The organism is Pseudomonas sp. PH1b (assembly GCF_000633395.1).
GTDB lineage: Bacteria > Pseudomonadota > Gammaproteobacteria > Pseudomonadales > Pseudomonadaceae > Aquipseudomonas.
In genome coordinates this window covers 398875-422960 of record NZ_AYMU01000001.1, presented here as the reverse complement: position 1 = coordinate 422960, position 24086 = coordinate 398875, and the positions used below count along the sequence as shown (strand labels likewise).

The window sequence follows — 24086 nt, the reverse complement described above, 5'->3', positions numbered from 1 at the left end:
TGACCTCTGTATGGTGTTGTCGAAGGCCGCGGCGCGGCCTGTTGGTTTAGCCGGCAAGGGGCTGCCGGCGGCTGCGCTGGACGAAACGGCGCCACAGCCACAGCAGCAGTGCGCCACTGCCGGCGATCAGGCAGTAACTCGCCAGCAGCGGGTCCAGCAGATAGTCCCAGTAGTTTTCCGAAGGCTTGAGGCGCAGGGCAAAGGCCAGGGTGCCGGCCGCCAGCATCAGTACCCCCAGCAGGTTGCGCTGCCACAGCAGCACCAGCGCCGCCAGGCCCATCAGCACAATCATCGGTCGTGGGTTGTAGCCCCAGCGGTAGGGGTCGAAATAGGTCAGGCCCAGGGTCGCGGGGTACAGACTCAGGGTCAGGCCGATAAACAGCAGCAGGACCTGCACTCGGTGTTTGCCGGGCAGCGGCGCAACCACTCCCAAGCGCCGCAGGCTGACCCAGCCCAGCAGCACCAGGGTGCTGATGGCCAGGTCATCGGTGAAGCTGCGCACATAGGCCGCCAGCGGCAACTGGTTCAGCGGGATAAAGCTGACCAGGGCCAGCACGGGCAGCAGCCAGGGGCGCCAGGGCGTGGTCACTCGCAGGCTGCCGAGCAGCACGAAACCCAGGAGGATAAAACTCAGGTGGGCTTGCCACAGGGACAGCATCACAAGCGCTCCGCCAGCCACGCCGCGTTGAAGCTGACGTGCTTGATAAAGGTGTTGTTCCAGGAATAGACCAGGTGGTACATGCCATCCGCCCCGCGGCTGAAGTAGGGGTATTCGTACTCGAAGTCGCAGCCCTGGGGCTTGCACACCCGGTAGTCGAGGTTGCTCAGGAAGCGCTGCTCCAGAGGCAGGCGCCGGGCGCCGCTGGAGGCGCGGAAGCCTGCGCCGATGATGTCCTTGTAGGCCTCATGGGAAAACGGCTGGCCCAGGGGATCGGGGGACTGGTCCAGTTCCACCAGCGGGCGCCATTGGCTGAGGCCGGCGTCGGTGCCGTACAGGCTGAGTTTGAAGCGCCCGTCCTGCAGGTCGTTGAGGGCCACCAGCAGACCTTGGTCGTCGGTGCCCACTGCCGCCAGGGACGAGTTGGGGTTGGACGGTTGCAGGGGATAAGGTTCGCTCCAGGTCTGCCCGGCGTCTTCGGTGCGGCTGGCCAGGACCTTGTGGTGGGTGTCGCCGGCGTAGCGCAGCATGGCCACGGCGCGACGTTCGTCCAGGGGCACGATGGTCGGTTGCAGGGAGTGCTTGCCGCGGCTGATGCGGAATTTGTCGATCACCGCGCCATCGGCGCTCAGGTACAGGTACTCGGCGAACTTGCCCATGAACTCGTGGTACACCGGCAGGCCGATGGCGCCGTCGGCATGGAACACCGGTGCGGCGCGCACCAGGGTGCTGATGTTGAAGAACGGCGAGGTCACCAGTTGCCGTGGCGCCGACCAGCTGCGCCCCAGGTCGTCGGAGACCATCAGGTTGATGGCGCTGGTGGCCCAGCCGCCCACCGACACCGAAACGTAGAACATCCACAGGCGCTGGTCCGGGCCGAGGGCGATCACCGGGTTGCCGAGTTTGCGGATGTAGCGCCCGGTGCCGTCGCGGGTCGATTCACGGGTGGCCAGCACCTGCTCGGCGCCCCACTCGCCGCTCTGGGCATCAAAGCGTGCGCTGCGCACCTGGACATCGGCGGCGCCTTCCCGGGAGCCGGCGAACCACACGGCCATCAAGTCGCCGCCGGGCAAGGCAGTCACCGAGGAGGAATGCACGAAGTCATCCAGTTCCGAGGAGACGAAGCGGCTGGTGTATTGCGGTGTGCTGTTGGCCGTCGCCCCGTCGCTGCTGACGGCGGCCTGGGCGAAAGGCGCCAGCTGATGAGGTGGATGGCTGCGCCAGGCGGCGATAAAGACTGCGGCCAACAGCAGGCTGCTGCAGAGGAAGATCAGGCGAAAGGACAGCGCACGCATACAGGAACCCGTGGCAAATACAGGGTGGGAACAAGGAAAAAAACCATTAGCGCTTAGCACTGCCCGGCAAGGGCCGGCGGCGGCCGGTGAGCATCGACAACGGCAGGTTGTCGCGCACCTGGACGCTTTCAAATATCGCTGCGCAGACGTGCAGCAGCACCAGCCCCAGCAGCACATCGGCGCTGGTTTCGTGCACCTGCAGCGGCCAGTCGGCGCCCCACAGGGCATCGACCTCCGCCATCAAGAAGCCGCTGATGCCGATCAGCAACAGCGCCAGCAGCATCAGCAACATCACCAGGGCGCCCAGCGGCGAATGTCCCAGGCGATGCTCGGGGCGCCCGGCCAGCAGCGAGCGCAGATGCCCCGCCAGTCGGGCCCGGGTCGGCCAGAAGTCGGACCAGCGCGCACTGCGCGGCCCGACAAATCCCCAGACTGTGCGCAATAGCAGCCAGGCCATGGCGTAGTAACCGAGCCAGACATGCCAGTCGTCACCGGCTTCATTGAAGAAGTAGTTGCCGATAAAGACCCCGGCGATGGACAGGTGAAACAGTCGCACCAACGGGTCCCACAGCCGCAGGGAAGCTTCTGGCATCAGCCTTTGATCTCGGTCTTCACTGCTTTGCCGGTGACCGGGTCGTGGTAGATCTCGACCTTGCGCTTGTCCTTGTCGAAGCCGTAGATCTCGTAGCAGTTGCCATCGGTGACCTTGAACTTGCTGATCTGGTAACCCTGGGCCTTGAGCTGTTCCTGGAAGGCTGTCTGATCCTGCCATTGCGAGCGTTCGGCGGTGGTGCATTGCGGGCCGGCGATGGCCAGGGGGCTGGCGAGAACAAGGGACAGCAGCAGGACTTTGCGCATGGAGAAACGCTCCGTTGATAAAGGGAGCCTGCACTGTGCAAAACCAAGCTTAATGAAAGCTTAGTTGGCAACGCGCGGTAACATTTCCCCGGGAAAAACCCCTGCCGGCGGACCCTGGCCGGCGTCATCATGCGCCCCTTCCCTTCCCCCTTGTCCTTCCGAGAACCGCCCATGCGCCTGCTGCTTGTCGAAGATGATCGTGCCCTCGGCCAGGGCATCCGCGTGGCCCTGGGCGCCGAAGGCTACACCCTGGACTGGCTGCAGGATGGCATCAGCGCCCTGCACGCCCTGCGCAGTGAAAGCTTCGACCTGTTGCTGCTGGACCTGGGCCTGCCGCGGCTCGACGGCTTGGCGCTGCTGCAGCAACTGCGGGCCGAACAACAGGAGCTGCCGGTGCTGATCCTCACCGCCCGCGATGGCACCGCCGAGCGCATTGCCGGGCTGGATGCCGGGGCCGACGACTACCTGGTCAAACCGTTCGATGTCGAAGAGCTCAAGGCCCGGGTCCGCGCCCTGTTGCGCCGTAGCCAGGGCCGGGCCCAGCCGCTGCTGGAGCACGCCGGGATCCGGCTCGATCCGGCCACCCAGCAGGTGCATTGGCAGCACAGCGAAGTGCTGCTGACTCCCATGGAATATCAGCTGCTGCACCAGTTGCTGGTGCGTCCGGGCAAGGTGGTGACCCGCGAGCGCCTGTCCCGGGCGCTGTACGGCTGGCAGGACCGGGTCGAAAGCAACACCCTGGAAGTGCTGATCCACAACCTGCGCAAGAAGCTCTGCAGCGAACTGATCCGCACCGTGCGCGGCGTCGGCTATGTGCTGGAGCTCAAGCCATGAATTCGGTACGCACGCGGATCCTGTTGCCGGTGCTGGTGCTGGTACTGCTGGGGGACTTGCTGATCAGTTGGCTGGTGCTGCGCGACAGCCACCATGAAATCGAGGAGGTCTACGACGCGCAGCTGGCCCAGAGCGCGCGGTTGCTGCAAGGGGTGCTGCGCCAGCGCGACCCGGCTCAGAAGCCGGACGCAGCGGACTGGGAACGCCTGCACCAGGCCTTCGACCAGGCCATGAGCCGGGTCGGCGTGGAGGGCGCGGCCCACCCCTATGAAACCCGCCTGACGTTCCAGGTCTGGCGCGACGACGGCCAGTTGCTGATGCGCTCCGCCGAGGCCCCGATATTGGCGGCACCGCCTGCAACCCTGGGGGCCCACGATCTGTTGGAAAACGGCAAGGACTGGTGCGCCTTTCTCCTCGCCGACCCGCAGCAGGGCTTGCTGATCTGGGTTGGTGAGCGCGACGACATCCGCCAGGACCTGATCCAGCGCATCATGCGCCACACCTTGTGGCCGACCCTGATCGGCGTGCCATTGCTCAGCGTCCTGATCTGGCTGGCCATCGGCTGGGGCTTCAAGCCGTTGCGGGCCATGGCCCAGGGCATACGCGGGCGCAGCAGCGAGACCCTGCAACCCCTGCAGCTCAAGCCCCTGCCCCGGGACCTGGAGCCGATGCAGACCGCCCTCAACCAGTTGCTGGGGCAGATCGACAGCCTGCTGGAGCGCGAGCGGCGCTTTATTGCCGACGCCGCCCATGAACTGCGCACACCGTTGGCGATCCTGCGGATTCATGCGCAGAACGCCCAGCACGCGGCCACCCCGGAACAGCGCCAGGAAGCCCTGGACTTTTTGCGCAACGGCGTCGACCGGGCCACGCGCCTGGCCAGCCAGTTGCTGACCCTGGCCCGCATCGAACCGCCCTCGATGCCTGTGCAGCACAGCCCCGTGGCCCTCACCGCCCTGGTGCGCGAAGAGCTGGCGGAGTTGGCGCCCCTGGCCCTGGACAAGGACGTTGAACTGGTACTGGAGGGTGACGAAGACTGCCGGATCGACACCGATCCCCTGGCCCTGGCGATCGCCCTGCAGAACCTGGTGACCAATGCCCTGAACTTTGCGCCGCCGGGCAGCGAAGTGCAGGTGCGGGTCCAGCCCCTGGACGATGCCAGCGTGCGCTTGAGCATCGAGGACGCCGGCCCCGGCATCGATGAAGCGCAACGTCCGCGGCTGCTGGAGCGTTTCTACAGCCAGGGCACGGCCAACGGCGCCGGGCTCGGGCTGGCCATTGTCCAGGCCATTGCCGGGCGGATCGGCAGCCGCCTGGAACTGCACAACCGCCCCGAAGGCGGCCTGTGCGCCGTGCTCCTGCTTCCCCGATCGCCCCGGCTTGAGCCCGCGAGCTCAGCGCCCGACCCCGTAAGGTTGGTATAAGATGCGTGCCCCTGGCGACGCGCACCTGCGTCGGCCAGCCGGCTGTAGCAATAACCAGACAGGAGCCAGAACATGGCCATCCCGGATCGGCTGAAACCCCTGCGCCCAACGCCGAAAAAACGTGCCTTGATGAAGGCGCTGCTGAGCGAAATCCTGGAAAGAATCTGCGACAACCAGGAGCAGGAAAGCCCCGAAATCGATGCCCTGATCCAGCAGTGGAACAGCCATTGCGTCAACCCGTTCGAGTTCCACGAATTTCGCGACATGTACAGCTACACCGATGCGCAGAACTTTATCCGCACGGCATTTCACCAGGAAAAGTACGTCGCCGACCTGAGCTTCGACGAGGCCTGCGCATTGCTGCAGTTCATCCGCAAGTGCGAGGGCAAGGAGTCGGATATTCACTACGCCCTCAGCCTGCTGGAAACCAACTTCCCGCAGGCCAACGCCTCGGACCTGATCTTCTGGCCCAACCATTGGTTTGGCGATGAGGCGCTGTTGCAGGTGGAACTGAGCACGGAGCAGATCATCGGGTATCTGATGCAGCAGTCATCACGACCATTGCCGGATGCGCCGCCCATCAGCCTGCCCCATGCCCTGCCCCCACGGACCTGACAAGCGGCCGTGCTGGCCGCTGCCCCGAAATATCAGCGTCGATCACCGCCCCCCGGGCCTCCGCCAGGGCCACCGCCCGGTCCGCCTCGCTCACCGCCCCCGTAGCCGCCGTGACCACCGCCATGGCCGCCACCCGGGGGGAAGAACATCCAGCAACCGGACAGGGAGGACAGCAGGGCCACCAGCGCTGCCATTCGGGTCATTTGCTTCAACAACATAGGCTCACTCTCATTCATGATCAGGAGGTATTTTCCTGGCCGTTCAGACAGCCGCCACGGCCGTTTGCGCACCGCTTCAAGGTAAAGAATGGGTAAGGGTTGTATCCGCGATGATGCACTTTCCCGCGCCCGTCGCCCCGCTTCAGGCACAGGTGCAATCGCTGCCGGCCCGCCCCGCTGGTGCCACGGGCCACAGGCCGCGTCAGAGAGTCGAGTATCCATGGCGCTACAGGCTTTCCATCTCGAGCGGTCGGCCATGGATGCAGCTCTGGCGCAGCCATGGTTTGCACGCCGCGGTTTCTCTCTGCAGGGCGCGCCTCGCTCCGGGCCAGGAGACCCAGCCGCGCGCCTCGCGGCGCCAATGCTTCGCGCCGGAGCGCTGATCCTGCGCTGCTCGCGCGGCCCTTGTCGGCGCCTCGAACGCTTGCATAACGCCTCTCCTGCAGCCGGCGCCAGGGCGCGCTGAAACTGTGCTGCTTTCGTCAAAATTTACCTCCATTTCGATCAAGCGCCGCCCCTCCTTTGCGCTCATTCTGAGGCCTGCCTACTTGGCTGAGGGGAGGTTCGAAAGAGGCCCGCCAGGCTGCTCGACGCCCTCGCTGAATGTGCTGATCACCGCGCAGCCGCCCGCGGCGGCCCCTGCACTGTTTGCAGCGCCCAATGACTTGTTTAAGGAGAGACCACCATGAGCGATAACATCTTCACCGGCTGCATACCCGCGCTGATGACCCCTTGCACGGCTGCACGCAAACCGGATTTCGACGCCTTGGTCGCAAAGGGCCGCGAGCTGATCGATATCGGCATGAGTGCGGTGGTGTACTGCGGCTCCATGGGCGACTGGCCGCTGCTGACCGAGGCCGAACGCCAGGAAGGCGTGGCGCGCCTGATCGCCGCGGGGGTCCCGACCATTGTCGGCACCGGCGCGGTGAATACCCGCGAGGCAGTGTCCCACGCCACCCATGCGGCCAAGGTCGGGGCCCAGGGGTTGATGGTCATTCCGCGTCTGTTGTCCCGTGGCACTTCGGTGGCGGCGCAGAAGGCGCACTTCAGTGCCATTCTCAAGGCCACGCCGACGCTGCCATCGGTCATCTACAACAGCCCGCACTATGGCTTTTCCACCCGTGCCGATCTGTTCTTCGAACTGCGCCGCGACTACCCGAACCTGATCGGTTTCAAGGAGTTCGGCGGCGCCGCCGATCTGCGCTACGCCGCCGAGCACATCACCTCCAAGGATGACGACGTGACCCTGATGGTGGGGGTCGATACCCATGTGGTCTACGGCTTCGTCAACTGCAACGCCACCGGCGCCATCACCGGCATCGGCAATGTGCTTCCGCGGGAAGTGCTGCAACTGGTGGCGCTGAGCAAGGCCGCCGCCAAGGGCGACCCCAAGGCCCGTCGCCAGGCCGGTGAGCTGGAGACGGCCCTGGCGGTGCTGTCTTCATTCGACGAAGGCACCGACCTGGTGCTGTATTACAAGTACCTGATGGTGCTCAACGGCGACCGCGAATACACCCTGCACTTCAACGAAACCGATGCCCTCAGCGATGCCCAGCGCAACTACGCGCAGACCCAGTACGCGATGTTCCGCCAGTGGTACGCGACCTGGTCGGTCGAGCAAGGCTTCGCCTGACCCGGCGCCCATGGCCGCTCATGGGCGTGGCGCCCTGAGCGCGCCACGCCCACTGCGCCACAGGGTGCCGCCACGGCGGGCAGCCTGTGGCCCTCATTGCGCTTGCTGTTCCTGGGCGCGCCCTGCTCTGGCCGGCGGCACGCCGAGCACGAGACACCGGCACCGCGCCCACGACTCACAATCCTTCCGCGCCCCGTGCGCCCCGGCGCATGGCCGCGCCGTGTATTCGATGGCCAGACAGAGGTCCTGCATCATGCCGAACAGCGTTTCCAATGCCCCCCAGAACACGCCGGACATCGCCATTGTCGGCGCGGGCATCATCGGCGTGGCCTGCGCCCTGCAGTTGGCGCGCCAGGGGCTGCGGGTGGTATTGCTGGACCAGCAGCCGCCCGGCCTGGGCGCATCGTTCGGCAATGCCGGGCACATGGCCACCGAGCAGGTATTCCCCATCGCCGACCTGTCGATCCTCATGCGTTTGCCCGCCATGCTCATGGACCCCATGGGGCCGTTGCGCCTGGACTGGAAATACCTGCCCCGGGCCCTGCCGTGGTTCGCCCGGCTGTTGCTCAACCTGCGCCCGGCGCCATTCCAGCGCAGCGTGGCCGGCATCCGCGCGCTCAATGAAAGCAGCCTGGGCGCCTGGCAACGCCTGCTCGCGTCCATTGACCGTGCGGCGCTGTTCAAGCACCAGGGCTCGTTGCTGGTATTCGAGCGCGGCGAATCCCGTCGCGCCATCGACGCACTCCAGGCACGCATGGGCCAGCAGGCGGTGGCGCTTGACTACTGGTCGGCCGATGCGGTGCGCGAGGCCGCGCCGCAATTGAGCGAGCAGATCAAGGGCGGGCTGTTCTTCCCGGCCACGGGGCACTTTCTTGACCCCTACCAGGTGGTCGGTGAACTGATGGCGGCGGCCCAGGCTTTAGGCACAGCGTTTATCCAGCGCCGGGTGCTGGGGGGCTGGCTGCATGAGCGCGGCGTCTCATTGCTCACCGATCAGGGGCCGGTCGAGGCACGCCGGGTGCTGATTGCCTGCGGTGCCCATTCCGCCCAACTGACCGCGGCCTTGACCGGCAAGCAGGTGCCCCTGGACACCGAGCGTGGCTACCACCTGATGCTGCCTCATGAACCGCAACGCTTGCCGTTCCCCGTGACCTCGCTGGAACGCAAGTTCATCATGACCCCCATGAGCGGGGGGCTGAGGCTGGCGGGCACGGTCGAGTTCGCCGGCCTTGAGCGCCCGGCGAACATGGCCCGGGCCTGGCAGCTGCATCAATTGAGCAAGGGCCTGTTCCGCCAGGACTTGAACCTAGAAGACGCCACACCCTGGATGGGGTTTCGCCCTTCCCTGCCGGACTCGCTGCCAGTGATCGACCAGGCAGCGGACGGCCGGGTGCTGCTGGCTTTCGGGCACCAGCACCTGGGCTTGACCCAGGCGGCGGTGACCGCCGAACTGGTCGGCCGCCTGGCGATGCCGACAGCGCTCAGCGCCTCAGGGCCACTGCCGGATCTGCAACCCTACCGTCTGGATCGGTTCTGAAAAGGGCCGCGGCCGAGCATCGCCAGCAAGGCCGCGGCGCCATTGTGCAACTCAGTGGCGCGGCCGCAACGGCTGGCTGCCCCTGGCCCCGGAGCGACGCACCGACATCCGCAACAGCCCATGGGCCAGCAGGCCGAAGATCAGCCCCCAGAACGCCGCCGACAGCCCGAACAGCGACATGCCCGAGGCCGTGACCAGAAAGGTGATCAGCGCCGCCTCACGGTCCTCCGGCACCCCCATGGCGTTGCTCAGGGCACTGCCAATCGCACCGAACAGCGCCAGCCCGGCCAGGGCCGCGATCAGCGCCGGGGGAAAGGCGCTGAACAGCGAGACCAGGGTAGCGCCAAAGATTCCCAGCAGCAGGTAGAACACCCCACCCATGACCCCGGCGACATAGCGCTTGGCGGGGTCGGCGTGGGCCTCGCGGCCGGTGCAGATGGCGGCAGTGATGGCGGCCAGGTTCAGGCCGTGGCAGCCGAACGGCGCCAGCAACCCCCCGACCAGGCCGCTGCTGGCAAGGATCGGGCTGGCCGGGGTGCGGTAGCCGTCATTGCGCAGCACCGCGATGCCGGGCACGAATTGCCCGGTCAGGGCCACCACCACCAGCGGCAGCGCGACATTGAGCAGCGCCGAGAAACTGAAGGCCGGGGTGATCCAGTGGGGCGTGGCCAGGCCGATCACCAGGGCCGACGGGTTGATGTCGCCGCTCCCCAGGGCCATCCCGCAGCCCACCAGCAACACCGCCAGCACCGCATAGCGCGGCAACAGGCGCTTGCCCAGCAGGTAGGCACAGAACATTGCCCCCACCAGCAGCGGCTTGTCGGCCATGGAGCGAAACAGCCCGGTGCCGAAACTGAACAGGATGCCCGCCAGCATCGCCGCGGAAATCGCCGCCGGCAGCTTGCCGACTATCCGGTCGAAAATCCCCCACAGCCCCACCAGCAAAATCAGCCCGTTGGCCACCAGGTAGGCGCCCACCGCCTGGTCAAGGCTGACGCCCGGCAACAGCGCCACCAGCAACGCCGAGCCCGGCGCCGACCAGGCGATCACCAGCGGCACCCGAAAGCGCAGGCTGAGGACGATGCCCAGCACCCCGCTGCCGATGGAGATGGCCCAGACCCAGGACGACAGCACGGCTTCTGGCAACCCGGCGGCCTTGGCCGCCTGGAAGATGATCACCAGGGGCCCGGCATAGGAAATCAGCGTGGCGATGAACCCGGCCACCAGCGCCGAGAGGGAAAAGTCCTTGAACAGGGTATTCATGCAGGCTCCACAAAACGAGGGCAGCACGCTCTGCCGCGGTGCCGATGCCATAGGCGGTGGTTTCTCACACGGTGCGGCGGATGCAGGCCGAACCAGCAACGGTCGGGGCAGGGTCCAGCGCAGGGTGACTCATCCATTCCCCTCTGCGCCGCCAGTCTCGCGTAGCGCCGCAACGGCTGGTAGGGCAACAGCATCCATCCCCTGCCTGTTGCCCAACAGCCCCTAGACCCCGGCTTCGGCCAGGGGCAACGCCCCGGCCCGGCGCGGATAGACAAAGCACATGGCCAGGGCCGCCACTGCCCCGGGCAAGGCAAAGGCCATGAAGTTGTAATGCAACGGCAACTCCACGGCCACCAGCGCTCCGCCCAGCAGCGGCCCGACAATCGCCCCACTGCGGCCAATGCCCGAGGCCCAGCCAAGGCCCGTGGAACGCATGGCCATGGGGTAGAACTGGGCGACACAGGCGTAGGCCAGGATCTGCGTGCCGATGGTACTGGCGCCGGCGATGGCGATCAGGGCGTAGAGCAGCGGGCTCGGGCTCTTGAACCCCAGCAGGCTGATGGACAGCGCCGCCATGACGAAGAACCCCACCAGCACCTTGGGCAGGGACAGCCGGTCACCGATCCAGCCACCGCCCACGGCGCCGAAGATCGCGCCGAAGTTCAGCACCAGCAGGAACATCAGGCTCGAGCCCAGGCCGTAGCCGGCGCTGGTCATCAGCTTGGGCAGCCAGGAGTTCAGGGCGTAGACCATCAGCAGGCAACAGAAGAACGCCAGCCACAGCATCAGCGTGCTCAGCGCCCGGCCTTGACGAAACAGCTGCAGCACCGGTGCACCAGTGGCGGCCGGCAGCGCCTGGACAAAGCGGTCCCCGGCCTGCGGGACAAACCCCGGCTCCACCTGCTGCAGCACCTCCCGGGCTTCCTGCTCGCGGCCCTGGCGCAGCATGAAGCCCACCGACTCCGGCAAATGCTTGAGAATCAGCGGCAACAGCAGCAGGGGAATCGCCGCCACATAGAACACCGACTGCCAGCCAAACGCCGGCAACAGGACAATGCCCAGCCCGGCCGAAAGCATGCCGCCCACCGAATAGCCGCTGAACATGATCGCCACCAGGGTGCTGCGGATCTTCTTCGGCGCGTACTCACTCATCAACGCCACCACATTGGGCATCACCCCACCGATGCCCAGGCCGGCGACAAAGCGGCACAGGCCGAACTCCGTGGGGTTGCGGGCGAAGCCGTTGAGCACGGTGACCCCGCTGAACAGGATCACGCACACGGCAATGACCTTCTTGCGCCCGATACGGTCCGACAGCGAACCGAAGAACAGCGCGCCGAGCATCATGCCGAACAGCGCGTAGCTGCCCAGGGCCCCGGCCTGCAGCGGGGTCAGGCCCCACTCGCGCATCAGCACCGGCAGCACCACGCCGTAGATCACCAGGTCATAGCCGTCGAAGATGATGATCAGCGCACACCAGAACAGCACGCGCCAGTGGAAAGGGTTGAAGCGGGCCTCATCGATCAAGGCATTGCAATCGAGGTTACGCATGGCATCGGACTCTTATTGTTGTTTTGGAAACCGCGTCAACGAAGCGCACCGCAGGGGGAAGACCTCAGCGGATTGCCCCGGGATGTTGGGGGTCAGGCCGTGTGCTGCAGCCTCTTCCTGCCGCCAGGAGTTCAAGGCTCAGTGTGCGCCGCCGGCCCCTGCAGCAGCGCCTGGCGGCCGGGGCGTTGTGTGCTTCAGCCCTGATCCCCTCCGCCCACCGGCATCACCATGCCAGTGATGTAGGAAGCCTCATCGGAGGCCAGGAACAGAATGGCCGCAGCCTGCTCGTCAACGCTGCCGTAGCGTTTCATCAAGCTGCTGTCGAGGGTCTGGTCGACGATCTGCTGGTACCAGACTTTTTCTTCCGGGCTCTGCTCGGCGCTGTTGCGCGGGATGCGCCGTGGTGGTGCTTCAGTGCCACCGGGGGCGGTGGCGTTGACCCGCACCCCGCGCCCGGCGGTTTCAAACGCCAGGCAGGCGGTCAGTGCGTTGACCCCGCCCTTGGCCGCGCCGTAGGGCACGCGGTTGATGCTGCGGGTGGCGATCGAGGAAACGTTGACGATGGCGCCGCTGCCCTGCTCCAGCATGTAGGGCAAGGCGGCGTGGCAACACCACAGGGTCGGGAACAGCGAGCGGCGCACTTCGGCTTCGATCTGTTCGGCCTCGTAGTGCTCGAAGGGCTTGGCCCAAATGGTGCCGCCGACGTTGTTCACCAGCACATCGAGGCGGCCAAAATGCTGCACCGCCGCGGCCATCACCCGGCTGCATTCGGCATGGGACTCCAGGTCGGCGGTAAGGGCCAGCACCGGGTATTGGGGCGCCAGTTCGGCTTGCAGTTCGAAGACCAGCTCCGAGCGGTCCACCAGCACCACCCGGGCGCCCTCTTCGGCCAGGCGTTGGGCAACGCGACGGCCGATGCCCTGGGCGGCGCCGGTGACCAGAGCGACTTTGTTATGGAAGCGGTTCATGCAGACCTCGTGAGTGCAAAAAGATGGAGGGAACACCAACCGACGTAGGAGCCGGCTTGCCGGCGAAGGGGCCCTTGAGCCTTGCAGCGCCCTTGGGAACGCCTTCGCTGGCAAGCCAGCTCCTACAACGCTATGCCGTGCCGTGTGGAATTCCGTAGGAGCCGGCTTGCCGGCGAAGAGGCCCTTGAGCCTTGCAGCGCCCTTGGAGACGCCTTCGCTGGCAAGCCAGCTCCTACAACGCTATGCCTTGCCGTGTGGAATTCCGTAGGAGCCGGCTTGCCGGCGAAGAGGCCCTTGAGCCTTGCAGCGCCCTTGGGGACGCCTTCGCTGGCAAGCCAGCTCCTACACAACGCTATGCCTTGCCGTGTGGAATTCCGTAGGAGCCGGCTTGCCGGCGAAGGGGCCCTTGAGCCTTGCAGCGCTCTTGGAGACGCCTTCGCTGGCAAGCCAGCTCCTACGGCGGTGAGGCGTTCTTCAGGCGGCGCTGGCGGCGAATTTTTCGAAGTAGAAATTCGCCGGGACGATGCCCTGCTCGCGGATGTACCGGCTCACCGCTTCGACCATCGGCGGCGGGCCGCACAGGTACACGTCCACATCACCCTGGTTCAGGTGTACCGGTTCGATGTGCTGGGTCACATAACCTTTGCGCGGGTACTGGCTCTCGGGGCTGGCCACGCAGGCGCTGAAGCTGAACTGCGGGATGCGCGCGGCAAAGTCTTCCAGGCGATCCAGTTCCACCAGGTCGAAATCGTTGGTCACCCCGTAGATCAGATGCAGCGGGTACGCGCTGCCCTGCTCGGCGATTTTCTCCAGCATCGCGGTGAACGGCGCCAGCCCGGTGCCGCCCGCCAACAGCAGCAAGGGACGACGAATCTCGCGCAAGTAGAAGCTGCCCAGGGGGCCGGCCAGGGTCAGGCGGTCGCCAGCCGAGGCCGGCCCGGTGAGAAAGCTGCTCATCAGGCCGCCAGGCACATTGCGGATCAGGAAGCTGACCTCGCCATCGCGCTGCAGGGAGCTGAAGGAATAGGCCCGGGTCTGCGCGCTGCCCGGCACCCCGAGGTTGACGTACTGCCCCGGCAGGAACGCCAGCCGGCTCAGGGCCTCGCTTTTGACCGACAGGGCAATGGTGCTGTCGGACAGCTGCTGCAGGCGGCTGATCTGTGCGTCGAAACTGGCCTGCCCGGCACGACACACCGCCGAGGACGCCGGCACCCGCACCACGCAATCGCTCAAGGCGCGCATCTGGCAGGTGAGGACAAAACCCTGCTCGGCTTCGGCGGCGCTCAGGGCGTCTTCGATGTAGTCCTCGCCCAGCTCGTAGCGCCCGGCTTCGGCCTGGCACTTGCAGGTGCCGCAGGCGCCGTCGCGGCAGTCCAGGGGAATATTGATGCCCTGGCGGTAGGCGGCATCGGCCACGGTTTCTCCGGCGTTGGCGCTGACGAAACGGGTCACGCCGTCTTCGAAATTGAGTGCGATTTGGTGGGTCATGGCAGTCGCCTCAGAGGTGGTAGATGTCGACGACCTGGCGAACGTAGTCGTTCTTCAGGATGACTTTCTTGGCCAGGATCAGCGGGTTTTCGCCCCGTAAATCGAGGGTGTAGAAGCTGCTGCCGAAGTAGCTGTCCACGGTCTTGTAGCGAAAGCTCAGGGTGTGCCAGTTGAAGCGCACCTTGCACAGGCCGTCGGCCTGCTCCAGCAGCTCGATATTGCTCAGGTTGTGGGAGGTGCGGGTGTCGGGGATGCTGGCGCTGGAGCGCTCGGTCTTGATCCGGAACACCCGGTCTTCCAGGCCGCTGCGGTTGCCGTACCAGATTAGCGAGATCTCCCGCTGCGGGTCTTCGGTGAGCTGGTCGCTGTCGTCCCAGGAGGGCATCCAGAAGGTCGCGTCGGCGGCGTAGAGCTCCAGCCAGCTGTCCCAGTCCTTGTCGTCCAGGTAGCGGGCTTCGCGGTACAGGAAATCGCGCACGGCATCATAGGCAATGTTCATTGCACGGCCTCCACGGCGATCTGGCGTGACTCTTCTACGGCCAGGGCGGCGAGCATGGTCTGCTGCCAGTACTTGTGCTGCATCACGAACAGGCCCTCGTCCTCGGTGCGCACGCCGCTGAGGATCGGGTGCAGGTCGCTTTCCCTGGCCGCCTCGTCGGCGCCCTCGACCCAGTGCTCGGCCCCGCGGGACATGTCGTTCCAGGCCGTGGTGCTGCCCTGGTAGCCCATCTGGCAGGAGCGAAATTCCTCCAGGTCGTCGGGGGTGGCCATGCCGCTGACGTTGAAGAAGTCCTCGTACTGGCGGATGCGCCGGGCTCGGGCTTCATCGCTTTCACCCTTGGGGGCGATGCAGTAGATGGTGATTTCCGTGCGGTCCACGGAGATCGGCCGGGCGATGCGGATCTGCGAGCTGAACTGGTCCATCAGGTAGACGTTGGGGTACAGGCACAGGTTGCGCGAGTTCTCGATCATCCAGTCGGCGCGGGCCTGGCCGAAGTCCCGGGCCAGCTCGTCACGGCGCTCGTACAGCGGTCGGTCCTCGGGGTTGGCCCAGCGGGTCCAGAGCAGCATGTGGCCCTTGTCGAAGGAGTAGAAGCCGCCGCCCTGCTTGGCCCAGCTGCCGGCGCTCATGGTGCGGATGTCTTCGCCGGCCTCACGCTGCTTGCGCTGGTTCTGGGTGGCGGCGTAGTTCCAGTGCACCGAGCTGACGTGGTAGCCGTCGGCGCCGTTCTCGGCAGTGAGTTTCCAGTTGCCTTCGTAGATGTAGCTGGAGGAGCCGCGCAGCACTTCGAGGCCGTCGGCGGACTGGTCGACGATCATGTCGATGATCTTCGCCGACTCTCCCAGGTGCTCCACCAGGGGCAGCACCTCGGGGTTGAGGCTGGCGAACAGAAAGCCGCGGTAGGACTCGAAGCGCGCGACGCGGGTCAAGTCGTGGGAGCCTTCGCAGTTGAAGCTCGCCGGATAGCCGGCGGCGGCCGGGTCCTTGACCTTGAGCAGCTTGCCGGAGTTGTTGAAGGTCCAGCCGTGGAACGGGCAGGTGAAGGAAGCCTTGTTGCCGGTCTTGTGCCGGCAGAGCATGGCCCCGCGATGGCTGCAGGCGTTGATGAAGGCGTTGAGCTCACCGTTCTTGTTGCGGGCGATAAACACCGATTGCCGGCCCATGGTGGTGCTGTAGTAGTCGTTGGGGTTGGGGATCTGGCTTTCATGGGCCAGGTACAGCCAGTTGCCCTCGAAGATGTGCTGCATCTCCAGGTCGAACAGCCGGGGGTCGGTGAACATCTCGCGCTTGCAGCGGTAGACGCCCTGGTCGCGGTCTTCTTCAAGCAGGGCGTGCAGGTATTCGGGTCGCAGGGTCATGGCCACCGCCTCCATTGTTTTTGTTCAGGCAGCCCCATGCTAGGACGGGGGTTGGGTGGGCAATAGCCGTTGCGTGCAGACCTGTATCCGTTTTCTGCAAAGGGCCTGGCGATGGGCTGTGCAGGAGCCGGCTTGCCGGCGAAGAGGCCCTCAAGCCTTGCATCGCCTCCACGCGCACCTTCGCTGGCAAGCCAGCTCCTACGGGCCGGATCTGAAAGGGTCGTGTGTAGGAGCCGGCTTGCCGGCGAAGAGGCCCTCAAGCCTTGCATCGCCCTCACGCGCGCCTTCGCTGGCAAGCCAGCTCCTACGGGCCGGATCTGAAAGGGTCGTGTGTAGGAGCCGGCTTGCCGGCGAAGAGGCCCTCAAGCCCTGCATCGCCCTCACGCGTCCCTTCGCTGGCAAGCCAGCTCCTACGGGCCGGAGCTGAAAAGGTCGTGTGTAGGAGCCGGCTTGCCGGCGAAGCGGTCCTCAAGCCCTGCATCGCCCTCACGCGCGTCTTCGCTGGCAAGCCAGCTCCTACAAGGGGCCGATGCCTGGGATCAGTGGCGGCGCTTGAGGGTGTCGGAAGGCAGTTCGCCGTAGTGCTGGCGGTAGCTCTGGGCAAACCGGCCCAGGTGCAGGAAGCCGAAGTCCAGGGCCAGTTCGGTGACGTTGCGCACCGGGCTCTCGGGATCATTGAGGCAGGCGTGAACCCGTTGCAGTTTCTTCTGCCGAATGTAGTTCTTCGGGGTGGTGCCGGCGTTGCGTTCGAACAGGCCGTACAGCGAGCGCAGGCTCATGCGCGCCTGCTGCGCCAGTTCTGCGCAACCGATGTCTTGCTTGAGGTTGCGTTCGATGTAGTCGGCGATGCGTTCGAAGGTCGCCGCCGAGGCTCCCAGGGCGCCGCGCTGGACGTTGGTCTGCATCAGCCCGAGCAGCTTGCCCACCAGGATCTGTGCATAGTGCTCCTGGACCTTGGGCATGCATTCCCGGGCTTCGGCTTCGCCGCAAAGCAGGCTCAGCAAGGGGATGAAACCTTCCAGGTCCTGCAACTGGTAGCGCTGCTGGAGAAAGCGCACGCCCTGCCCCGGGTACTGCCAGCGCTGTTCCTGGCAGGCGGCTTCCAGCAGGCGCGTGGGAATCTTGATGATGAATTTTTCGCAATCGTCGGAATAGGTCAGGTCCACCGGATCGTCGGGGTTGATCAGCAGCAGTTCGCCGGGGGCGAAGTAGTGTTCTTCACCCGGGCCGCGCCACAGGCAATGGCCCCGCAGCAGCACTTGCAGGTGGTAGATGCTTTCCAGGGCCGGCGAGGTGACGCGCACGCTGCCGCCGTAGCTGAGGCTGCACAGGTCGAGGCTGGCCAGGGAGCGGTGGTTGAGGCTGGCCTGGGGGCTGCCGGCCCGCGGCAGGCGGATGCAGTGGCTGCCCACGTGCTGGTTGACGTAGCCGGACACGGCATAGGGATCGGCTTGGACAAACACGCTACTGCGCTCAGTCAACAGATGCATTTGCATAACCGGGTCACTCTGATTGTTCTTATAGGGGGTGCATTGCGCGGCACTGGTACCGCCAATGCAGGCAGATCACGCAAGGCACACTCGCACACAACGGCAAAAGCCACGAGCCCCGAAGGGAGCCCGTGGCTCGGTCCTGCACGATCGGGCTCAGGCCTCCAGGGCGCGCACCCGCTCGTGGCGCTGCTGCTCTTGTGGTTGCGCCGAAGACTGCAGGGTGAAGTCGAAGTCGATCTCGGCAAAGCGTCCGCTGACCCCCAGGGCCTTGGCCCGGGCCTGGTCTTCGCTGAAGGTGATCTTGGCGATCAGTTCGTCGCGGGTGGCGTAGGCGAAGTCGTCGTGCAGGTACTGGTCACCGTCCAGGTTGATCTGGGTGGTCAGGTGGCGATGGTCGTCCGCCGAGATGAAGAAGTGGATGTGCGCTGGGCGCTGGCCATGCCGGCCCAGTTGGTCGAGCAACTGCTGGGTCGGGCCATCCGGCGGGCAGCCGTAGCCGGACGGCACGATGCTGCGAAAGCGATAGCGACCCTCGGCGTCGGTGACGATGCGCCGGCGCAGGTTGAATTCCGACTGGCTGCCGTCGAAGTAGGAATAGGTGCCGCCGGTGTTGGCGTGCCAGACGTCGACGATGGCCCCGGCCAGGGGTTGGCCCGCGGTGTTGGTGACCTGGCCCTGCATGAACAGCACCACGCCCGGGTCGACGCCGTCGTCAAGCCGCGCCTCACCCTGGGACAGCGGCGCACCGGCCACGTACAACGGGCCTTCGATGGTACGCGGGGTGCCGCCGGTCTTGCCGGCCTGTTCGTCGGCGGCGTCCATCAGCAGGTCCAGGTAGTGCTCCAGGCCCAGGCCGGCAGCCAGCAGCCCGGCTTCCTGACGGGCACCGAGGACGTTGAGGTAGTTGACCGCTTTCCAGAACTCTTCCGGGGTCACCTCCAGGTCTTCGATGATGTTCACCGAGTCCCGCAGGATGCGGTAGATGATGGCCTTGGCCCGTGGATTACCGCCCTCGGTGAACTGCCCGCTGGCTTCTTCGAGAAACTGCTGGGCGCTGGCAGTGTGGGAAATACGCACGTTCATGATCGATCCTCATCTTGTATTTATTAGAGTGGCTAACGCTCTGGCAACGGACTCAGCGGTCATCCTCATGAATCGAGGAAGGATGCCTGCACATGGCGTCGACTTCGATAGCCATGTACGGATACAGCGGCAACTGCATCAGGGTGTCGTGCAGTTCCTGCACGCTGTCGACGTCGAACACGCTGTAGTTGGCGTACAGCCCGGCAATGCGCCACAGGTGGCGCCACTTGCCCTCGGCCTGCAGGCGCTGGGCCAGGGCTTTCTCGTCGGCCTTGAGCTGCGCGGCGCGCTCGGGGTTCATGTCGACCGGCAGGTTCACGGTCATTTTCACGTGGAATAGCATGGAGCCCTCCTCAGGTGTGATGCAGCACGGGGGTGGTCTTGTCGCGGCGGAAGAACGCCAGGCGCTCTTCGTCCAGGCTCAGGCCGAGGCCCGCTGCCCGGGAAACATGCAGCTGGAAATCCCGGTACAGCGGCGGCTCGGCGAGAATGTCCTCGGTCAGCAGCAGCGGGCCGAACAGCTCGGTGTCCCAGCTCAATTTGTTCAGGGTCAGGAACGCGTGGGCCGAAGCCAGGGTGCCGATGCCGCCTTCGAGCATGGTGCCGCCATACAGGCCGATGCCCGCCGCCTCGGCAATCGCCGCGGTGCGCAGGGTGGCGCGAGGGCCGCCGTTCTTGGCGATCTTCAGGGCGAACACCGAGGCCGCGCCTTCCCGGGCCAGGTTGAAGGCATCTTCCACGCACTCGATGGATTCGTCGGCCATGATCGGCGCCGGACTCACGGCATTCAGGCGCACCATGCCGGCGCGGTTGTTGCGCGAGATCGGCTGCTCGATCAGGTCGATGCCATTGCCGCCGAGGATGCGGCAAGCGCGCAGGGCCACGGCTTCGTCCCAGGCCTGGTTGACGTCGACCCGCACGCTGGCGCGGTCGCCCAAGGCCTTCTTGATCGCGATCACGTGGGCCAGGTCACGGTCCACTTCGCCGGCGCCGATCTTCAGCTTGAAGATCCGGTGGCGGCGCAGGTCGAGCATCTGTTCGGCTTCGGCGATGTCCTTGGCGGTGTCGCCGCTGGCCAGGGTCCAGGCCACCGGCAGCGCATCGCGCACCCGGCCGCCCAGCAGTTCGCTGACCGGCAGGCCAAGGCGCTTGCCCTGGGCGTCGAGCAAGGCACTTTCGATGCCCGACTTGGCGAAGGTGTTGCCGCGGATGCTCTGCTCCAGGCGCAGCATGGCGGCGTTGATGTTGCTGGCGTCCTGGCCGATCAACAGCGGGCTGAAGAAGCGGTCGATATTGGTCTTGATGCTGTCCGGGCTTTCATTGCCATAGGCCAGGCCGCCGATGGTGGTGGATTCCCCCAGGCCTTCGATGCCGTCGGCGCAGCGCAGGCGGATCAGCACCAGGGTCTGGTTCTGCATGGTGTGCATGGCCAGCTTGTGAGGGCGGATGGTCGGCAGATCGACGATGATCGTCTCGATCGATTCAATGGCAGAAGCGTGCATTTCCATACCCGTCAGGTTCTTGAAGTTCTGCCAACGATTCTGTCCCGGCTTTTTCCGGGGGGCCAATATAGAATTGGTCTGGTTCGATACCTTTAAGGTATTCAAGCATCACCACCGGAGGCCCCATGGAACTGCGTCACCTGCGTTACTTCCAGGTGCTGGGAGAAACCCTGAATTTCACCCGCGCCGCCGAACGCCTGCACATCGCCCAGCCGCCCTTGAGCCGGCAGATCCAGCAACTGGAAGACGAACTCGGGGTGTTGCTGCTGGAGCGTGGTCGGCCCTTGCGCCTGACCGCCGCCGGGCGGTTTTTCTATGAACACTCCAACCGGGTGCTGGAGCAGTTGGGCAAGGTCTGCGACAACACCCGGCGCATTGGCCTGGGGCACAAGACCTGGCTGGGCATCGGCTTTGCCCCTTCAACCTTGTATGGCGTGCTGCCGCAACTGATTCGCCGCCTGCGCGGCAACGAGACCCTGGAGCTGGAGCTGGGGCTGTCGGAGATGACCACCCTGCAACAGGTGGAGGCCTTGAAGGCCGGGCGCATCGACATCGGCTTCGGGCGTATTCACATCGACGATCCGGCCATCGTCCAGCGCGTGCTCACCGAGGATCGCCTGGTGGCCGCCCTGCCCGCCGGGCATCCCTTGCTCGGGCAACCATTGAGCCTGCAGCAACTGGCCGCCGAGCCGTTCGTGCTCTACCCCGCCAACCCACGCCCAAGCTACGCCGACCATGTGATTGCACTGTTCGCCGGCCACGGCCTGCAATTGAAAGTGGCCCAGTGGACCAACGAACTGCAGACCGCCATCGGCCTGGTGGGCGCCGGCCTCGGCATCACCCTGGTGCCGGCCTCGGTGCAGGTGCTGCATCGTGACGACATCGGCTTTTGCCCGTTGCTGGAACCCAAGGCCACCTCGCCGATCATCCTCAGCCGCCGGGTCGGCGAGCCGTCGCCGGGCCTCACCCACTGCCTGCATCTGATTGCCCAGTTGCGGGCCGAAATCGGTCGCGAAGAACCTTCCATCGGCTGAAAACACCAGCGCCGGCCCCATCGAAAGACGGGGCCGGCGGCTAATGCCAGTCAGTTGAGGGCAAGCGCTGCACTGGTGGCGAGGGAGCTTGCTCGCGCGGGGGCGCGCAGCGGTAAAAATGGGACTGCGACACAGTCCAGCAGGAACAAGCTCCCTCGCTCCAGGTTATTTTTCGTTCGCTCTAGCGCTCAACTGATCGGCATTAGGCACCGGCGGCTCTCTTGCCGTTTGCAACGGGCTGCGGCTCTTAGAACGTCAGGCCAACCTTGAAGCCATACTCGTTACGCTTGAGCCGGGTGTTGTCGGCCACCGGGGTGTCTACGTCCAGCTTGTATTCGGTGCGGGTGTAGTAGACCCCGGCCATCACCGGCAGCGAGCCGTTCTGGTTCATCAGGAAATTCACCTCGGCATAAGGGTTGGTGCGGTCCTTGAGGTCCACGGTGTCGCTGCCGACATCGTCGACCTTGAGCCGGGCCTTGCCGTTGATGGTGTGGCGAGCCCCCAGTTCAACGCGCATGGTGACGTCGTCGAACTGATGGTTGTAGCCCAGGGCCGCCTTGGCAAATGGCGACTTGTTGGTGAGCTTCATGTCGTAGTCGCCGGTGTCCGGCTCGTAGCGGGTCCAGCTGTAGCCGGCGCCCACCAGCACGTCGACGAAATTGCGCGCATCCAGCGCCGCACGCCAGCCCAGGTCCAGGTCGGCCTGGCCTTCCTTGAGCTTGTTGTCACTCTTCTTGCCGAACTTGGCTTCGACCCCGGCCTGGTAGATCAGCCCCGATTCGGCGGTCATCTTGTTGCCGAAGTTGTAGAACACACCCCCTTCACCCAAATGCTCCTTGTCGCTGTCGCTACCGCCTTCGAGCTTGAAGTCGTTGTAGCTGCCCAGGATCCCCAGGGTGGAAATCGGCCCGGTGTCCGGTGCGGCCATGGCGTTGCCGGACAGTACCAGCAGGGCGGCGGCGGAGGTGCTGGCTAGAAGGGTTGCATAGACATTTGGCATTGCGAGTAAATCTCCCTGTATAAAAAAGACCAATGACTCAGGAGCCTTTTCGAGGGAGATGAAAAGCAAAAGGTTCTGATTATTTTTCACCTTTTTTTCACATCGTAATGGCGCCTCGCCACGTGCCAGGGCTTTAGGCCTTACAATACCGGGCTCAATACACGACGTAGTCTTGGGGCAATGCATGGAAGTATCGAGAACCAGCCTGCTCATCCGGCGCATCCTGGCCTACCTGCTGGACAGCGCCCTGACGGTGCTGCTGTGGCTGGCCTTGAGCCTCGCCGTGGGCGGTTTCTACCACACCGACCTGGCGCTGATGGCGATCTGGAACCTGTATTTTGTGCTCTGCGAATACCTGTTGCACGGCCGTACCCCGGGCAAGGCCCTGTGTGGCCTGCAGGTGATCAACGGCGTCGGCCAGGCCCCTTCGCTGATGCAAGTGCTGATCCGCTCGGCCACGAGGCAGTTCGAGGCGGCACTCAGCCTGGTCACCTTGCTGGTATGTGCCAACTCGGGCCGCTGCCAGCGCATTGGCGATATGCTGGCGCGTACTTACGTCATCCCGCGCAAGGACCTGGTGCAGTTGCGCGGTTTGCCAGTCGGGCCTTGAGCGCTGGCAACACCTCTATCATCGCGCCCTGCTGCATCGGCGCTTTTTCCGGGAGTCTCAATGGCAATCAACGAACAGCCCCATGAACTGGCCTTGCGCAGGTTCCTCGAGCAACGCCCCGACTTGAATCAACAACTCGACCACCTCAATCCCCTGGAAGCCCGGGCCCGCGGTGAAACCCCGGAGCAGTACCGCGCAGAACGCCTGCACGAGGCCTTCGAAGCGGAAGCCGAGCGCCAGGGCTTGTTCGCCTGGGAGCTGAGTCTGCAACTGACGACAGCCAGCACTGATGAGTACCGGCAGCGACGCCTGGCAGTGCACAAGGAGGTGGCAGAAATGGCCGGCATGCCGTGGCCGGAGTATTGCGCGCTCCACGGCATCGTCCCTGATGCCTGAACCTTGCAGCGCCCCGCACACGTCCCCGCGCAGTCCCTGAACAGGAGAACCTGACGATGCTGCCTTCCACCCTCGGCCATCACGGCGACCCCGCCCTGCAACGCGCACAAAAGTGGCGCGGTCGGATCGGCCTGGCCCTGGTGGCCGCCCTTTCGGTACTGGCAGGCATGACCGATGCCATCGGCTTCATGGCCACCGGGGATTTCGTTTCATTCATGAGCGGCAACACCACGCGCCTGGCAGTGGCCATCAGCGACGGCGATGTCGGCCTGATCCTGCGCCTGAGCCTGCTGGTGGCGACCTTTGTCGCAGGTAACGCACTGGGGGTGATGGTCAGCCGCCTGGGTGGCCATCGCGCCCTGCCCTTGCTGCTGTGTATCGGCGCGTTGCTGTGCATCGCCGCCAGTTGGCCCGGCAATAACAGCTCATTGCCGGCGATACTCGCGGCCATCATCGCCATGGGCATGCTCAACGCCGCCGTAGAGGAAGTGAACGGCCTGCCCATCGGCCTGACCTACGTGACCGGCGCCCTGTCGCGCTTCGGCCGCGGCTTCGGACGCTGGCTGCTGGGCGAACGACGCAATGGCTGGCGGGTGCAACTGGTGCCCTGGACCGGGATGTTCGCCGGTGCCGTGCTGGGAGCCCTGCTGGAACAGCGCCTGGGCTTGCAGGCGCTGTATGTCAGTGCCGTGATCTCGGCCTTGCTGGGGCTGCTGTCACTGCGCATTCCCCGGCGCTGGCAACGCAAGTACATCGGCCGCTGAGG

The 24086-nt window shown here is 65.3% G+C and carries 25 protein-coding genes; 9 read left to right on the top strand and 16 right to left on the bottom strand.

Features of this window, described 5'->3' with window-relative positions; all coding sequences use genetic code 11:
* Nucleotides 1-46: 46 nt before the first annotated feature.
* From U873_RS0101990 to U873_RS0101975, 4 genes are read right to left on the bottom strand one after another with little or no spacing between them, the layout of a single operon-like run.
* A complete protein-coding gene (locus U873_RS0101990; RefSeq protein WP_025126639.1) occupies nucleotides 47-658 on the bottom strand; it encodes a membrane protein in 612 nt (203 codons plus the stop codon).
* Nucleotides 658-1953, bottom strand: a complete 1296-nt coding sequence (locus U873_RS0101985) for an exo-alpha-sialidase (RefSeq protein ID WP_025126638.1) — start codon at nucleotides 1951-1953, stop codon at nucleotides 658-660. Before U873_RS0101985 ends, U873_RS0101990 begins: the two co-directional genes overlap by 1 nt.
* A gap of 46 nt (nucleotides 1954-1999) precedes the next feature.
* Nucleotides 2000-2545, bottom strand: coding sequence for a cytochrome b/b6 domain-containing protein (locus U873_RS0101980; protein ID WP_025126637.1), 546 nt, complete (start codon nucleotides 2543-2545; stop codon nucleotides 2000-2002).
* Nucleotides 2545-2811, bottom strand: coding sequence for a PepSY domain-containing protein (locus U873_RS0101975; RefSeq protein ID WP_025126636.1), 267 nt, complete (start codon nucleotides 2809-2811; stop codon nucleotides 2545-2547). Before U873_RS0101975 ends, U873_RS0101980 begins: the two co-directional genes overlap by 1 nt.
* 171 nt (nucleotides 2812-2982) lie before the next feature.
* On the opposite strand from U873_RS0101975, the gene U873_RS0101970 reads away from it, so the two are divergent.
* The 3 genes from U873_RS0101970 (at nucleotide 2983) to U873_RS0101960 (ending at nucleotide 5684) form a co-directional block, all read left to right on the top strand.
* Nucleotides 2983-3645 carry a response regulator gene (locus tag U873_RS0101970; RefSeq protein WP_025126635.1) on the top strand — a complete coding sequence of 221 codons (663 nt, stop codon included), beginning with the start codon at nucleotides 2983-2985 and terminating at the stop codon, nucleotides 3643-3645.
* The gene (locus U873_RS0101965; RefSeq protein ID WP_025126634.1) at nucleotides 3642-5069 is read left to right on the top strand and encodes an ATP-binding protein; all 1428 of its coding nucleotides are present in this window, start codon (nucleotides 3642-3644) and stop codon (nucleotides 5067-5069) included. The genes U873_RS0101970 and U873_RS0101965 overlap by 4 nt, the downstream gene beginning before the upstream one ends.
* A 72-nt stretch (nucleotides 5070-5141) precedes the next feature.
* Nucleotides 5142-5684 carry a hypothetical protein gene (locus U873_RS0101960; protein WP_025126633.1) on the top strand — a complete coding sequence of 181 codons (543 nt, stop codon included), beginning with the start codon at nucleotides 5142-5144 and terminating at the stop codon, nucleotides 5682-5684.
* Nucleotides 5685-5716: 32 nt separating this feature from the next.
* Here U873_RS0101960 and U873_RS34945 read toward each other — a convergent pair whose 3' ends face one another.
* On the bottom strand, nucleotides 5717-5902 hold the full coding sequence (locus U873_RS34945) for a hypothetical protein (RefSeq protein WP_081818590.1): 186 nt from the start codon (nucleotides 5900-5902) through the stop codon (nucleotides 5717-5719).
* A gap of 685 nt (nucleotides 5903-6587) precedes the next feature.
* Here U873_RS34945 and U873_RS0101945 point away from each other — a divergent pair.
* Nucleotides 6588-7535 carry a dihydrodipicolinate synthase family protein gene (locus tag U873_RS0101945; RefSeq protein WP_025126631.1) on the top strand — a complete coding sequence of 316 codons (948 nt, stop codon included), beginning with the start codon at nucleotides 6588-6590 and terminating at the stop codon, nucleotides 7533-7535.
* A 253-nt stretch (nucleotides 7536-7788) separates the two neighbouring features.
* Nucleotides 7789-9072, top strand: coding sequence for an FAD-binding oxidoreductase (locus tag U873_RS0101940; protein ID WP_025126630.1), 1284 nt, complete (start codon nucleotides 7789-7791; stop codon nucleotides 9070-9072).
* A gap of 51 nt (nucleotides 9073-9123) precedes the next feature.
* Here U873_RS0101940 and U873_RS0101935 read toward each other — a convergent pair whose 3' ends face one another.
* From U873_RS0101935 to U873_RS0101890, 10 genes are all read right to left on the bottom strand, one after another.
* Entirely contained in the window at nucleotides 9124-10335 is a 1212-nt protein-coding gene (locus U873_RS0101935) for a benzoate/H(+) symporter BenE family transporter (RefSeq protein WP_025126629.1), read from the bottom strand.
* A gap of 222 nt (nucleotides 10336-10557) precedes the next feature.
* Nucleotides 10558-11886: an aromatic acid/H+ symport family MFS transporter gene (locus tag U873_RS0101930; RefSeq protein ID WP_025126628.1), complete on the bottom strand. Its 1329-nt coding sequence runs from the start codon at nucleotides 11884-11886 to the stop codon at nucleotides 10558-10560.
* 194 nt (nucleotides 11887-12080) lie between these two features.
* Nucleotides 12081-12854, bottom strand: coding sequence for a 1,6-dihydroxycyclohexa-2,4-diene-1-carboxylate dehydrogenase (locus U873_RS0101925; protein ID WP_025126627.1), 774 nt, complete (start codon nucleotides 12852-12854; stop codon nucleotides 12081-12083).
* Nucleotides 12855-13328: 474 nt separating this feature from the next.
* Nucleotides 13329-14342 (bottom strand): benzoate 1,2-dioxygenase electron transfer component BenC, encoded by a 1014-nt coding sequence (benC, locus tag U873_RS0101920; protein ID WP_025126626.1) that lies wholly within the window; start codon nucleotides 14340-14342, stop codon nucleotides 13329-13331.
* 10 nt (nucleotides 14343-14352) lie between these two features.
* Nucleotides 14353-14841: a benzoate 1,2-dioxygenase small subunit gene (benB, locus tag U873_RS0101915; RefSeq protein ID WP_025126625.1), complete on the bottom strand. Its 489-nt coding sequence runs from the start codon at nucleotides 14839-14841 to the stop codon at nucleotides 14353-14355.
* On the bottom strand, nucleotides 14838-16202 hold the full coding sequence (gene benA, locus U873_RS0101910) for a benzoate 1,2-dioxygenase large subunit (protein ID WP_025126624.1): 1365 nt from the start codon (nucleotides 16200-16202) through the stop codon (nucleotides 14838-14840). Before benA ends, benB begins: the two co-directional genes overlap by 4 nt.
* Nucleotides 16203-16741: 539 nt before the next feature.
* Nucleotides 16742-17698: an AraC family transcriptional regulator gene (locus U873_RS0101905; RefSeq protein WP_025126623.1), complete on the bottom strand. Its 957-nt coding sequence runs from the start codon at nucleotides 17696-17698 to the stop codon at nucleotides 16742-16744.
* A 150-nt stretch (nucleotides 17699-17848) separates the two neighbouring features.
* Entirely contained in the window at nucleotides 17849-18778 is a 930-nt protein-coding gene (catA, locus tag U873_RS0101900; protein ID WP_025126622.1) for a catechol 1,2-dioxygenase, read from the bottom strand.
* Nucleotides 18779-18830: 52 nt separating this feature from the next.
* On the bottom strand, nucleotides 18831-19121 hold the full coding sequence (gene catC / locus U873_RS0101895; RefSeq protein WP_011062149.1) for a muconolactone Delta-isomerase: 291 nt from the start codon (nucleotides 19119-19121) through the stop codon (nucleotides 18831-18833).
* A gap of 10 nt (nucleotides 19122-19131) precedes the next feature.
* Nucleotides 19132-20280: a muconate cycloisomerase family protein gene (locus U873_RS0101890; protein WP_025126621.1), complete on the bottom strand. Its 1149-nt coding sequence runs from the start codon at nucleotides 20278-20280 to the stop codon at nucleotides 19132-19134.
* A 125-nt stretch (nucleotides 20281-20405) separates the two neighbouring features.
* Between U873_RS0101890 and U873_RS0101885 the strand changes: the two genes are divergently transcribed.
* Entirely contained in the window at nucleotides 20406-21314 is a 909-nt protein-coding gene (locus tag U873_RS0101885; protein WP_025126620.1) for a LysR family transcriptional regulator, read from the top strand.
* A gap of 247 nt (nucleotides 21315-21561) precedes the next feature.
* Here U873_RS0101885 and U873_RS0101880 read toward each other — a convergent pair whose 3' ends face one another.
* Nucleotides 21562-22314, bottom strand: coding sequence for an outer membrane beta-barrel protein (locus U873_RS0101880; protein ID WP_025126619.1), 753 nt, complete (start codon nucleotides 22312-22314; stop codon nucleotides 21562-21564).
* A 184-nt stretch (nucleotides 22315-22498) separates the two neighbouring features.
* Between U873_RS0101880 and U873_RS0101875 the strand changes: the two genes are divergently transcribed.
* Genes U873_RS0101875 through U873_RS0101865 form a run of 3 tightly spaced genes read left to right on the top strand, consistent with a single transcriptional unit; the run spans nucleotide 22499 to nucleotide 24084 of the window.
* Nucleotides 22499-22924 carry an RDD family protein gene (locus tag U873_RS0101875; RefSeq protein ID WP_025126618.1) on the top strand — a complete coding sequence of 142 codons (426 nt, stop codon included), beginning with the start codon at nucleotides 22499-22501 and terminating at the stop codon, nucleotides 22922-22924.
* Nucleotides 22925-22984: 60 nt separating this feature from the next.
* Nucleotides 22985-23320 (top strand): DUF6388 family protein, encoded by a 336-nt coding sequence (locus U873_RS0101870; protein ID WP_025126617.1) that lies wholly within the window; start codon nucleotides 22985-22987, stop codon nucleotides 23318-23320.
* A gap of 56 nt (nucleotides 23321-23376) precedes the next feature.
* Nucleotides 23377-24084, top strand: a complete 708-nt coding sequence (locus tag U873_RS0101865; protein ID WP_025126616.1) for a YoaK family protein — start codon at nucleotides 23377-23379, stop codon at nucleotides 24082-24084.
* The last annotated feature ends 2 nt before the right edge of the window (nucleotides 24085-24086 follow it).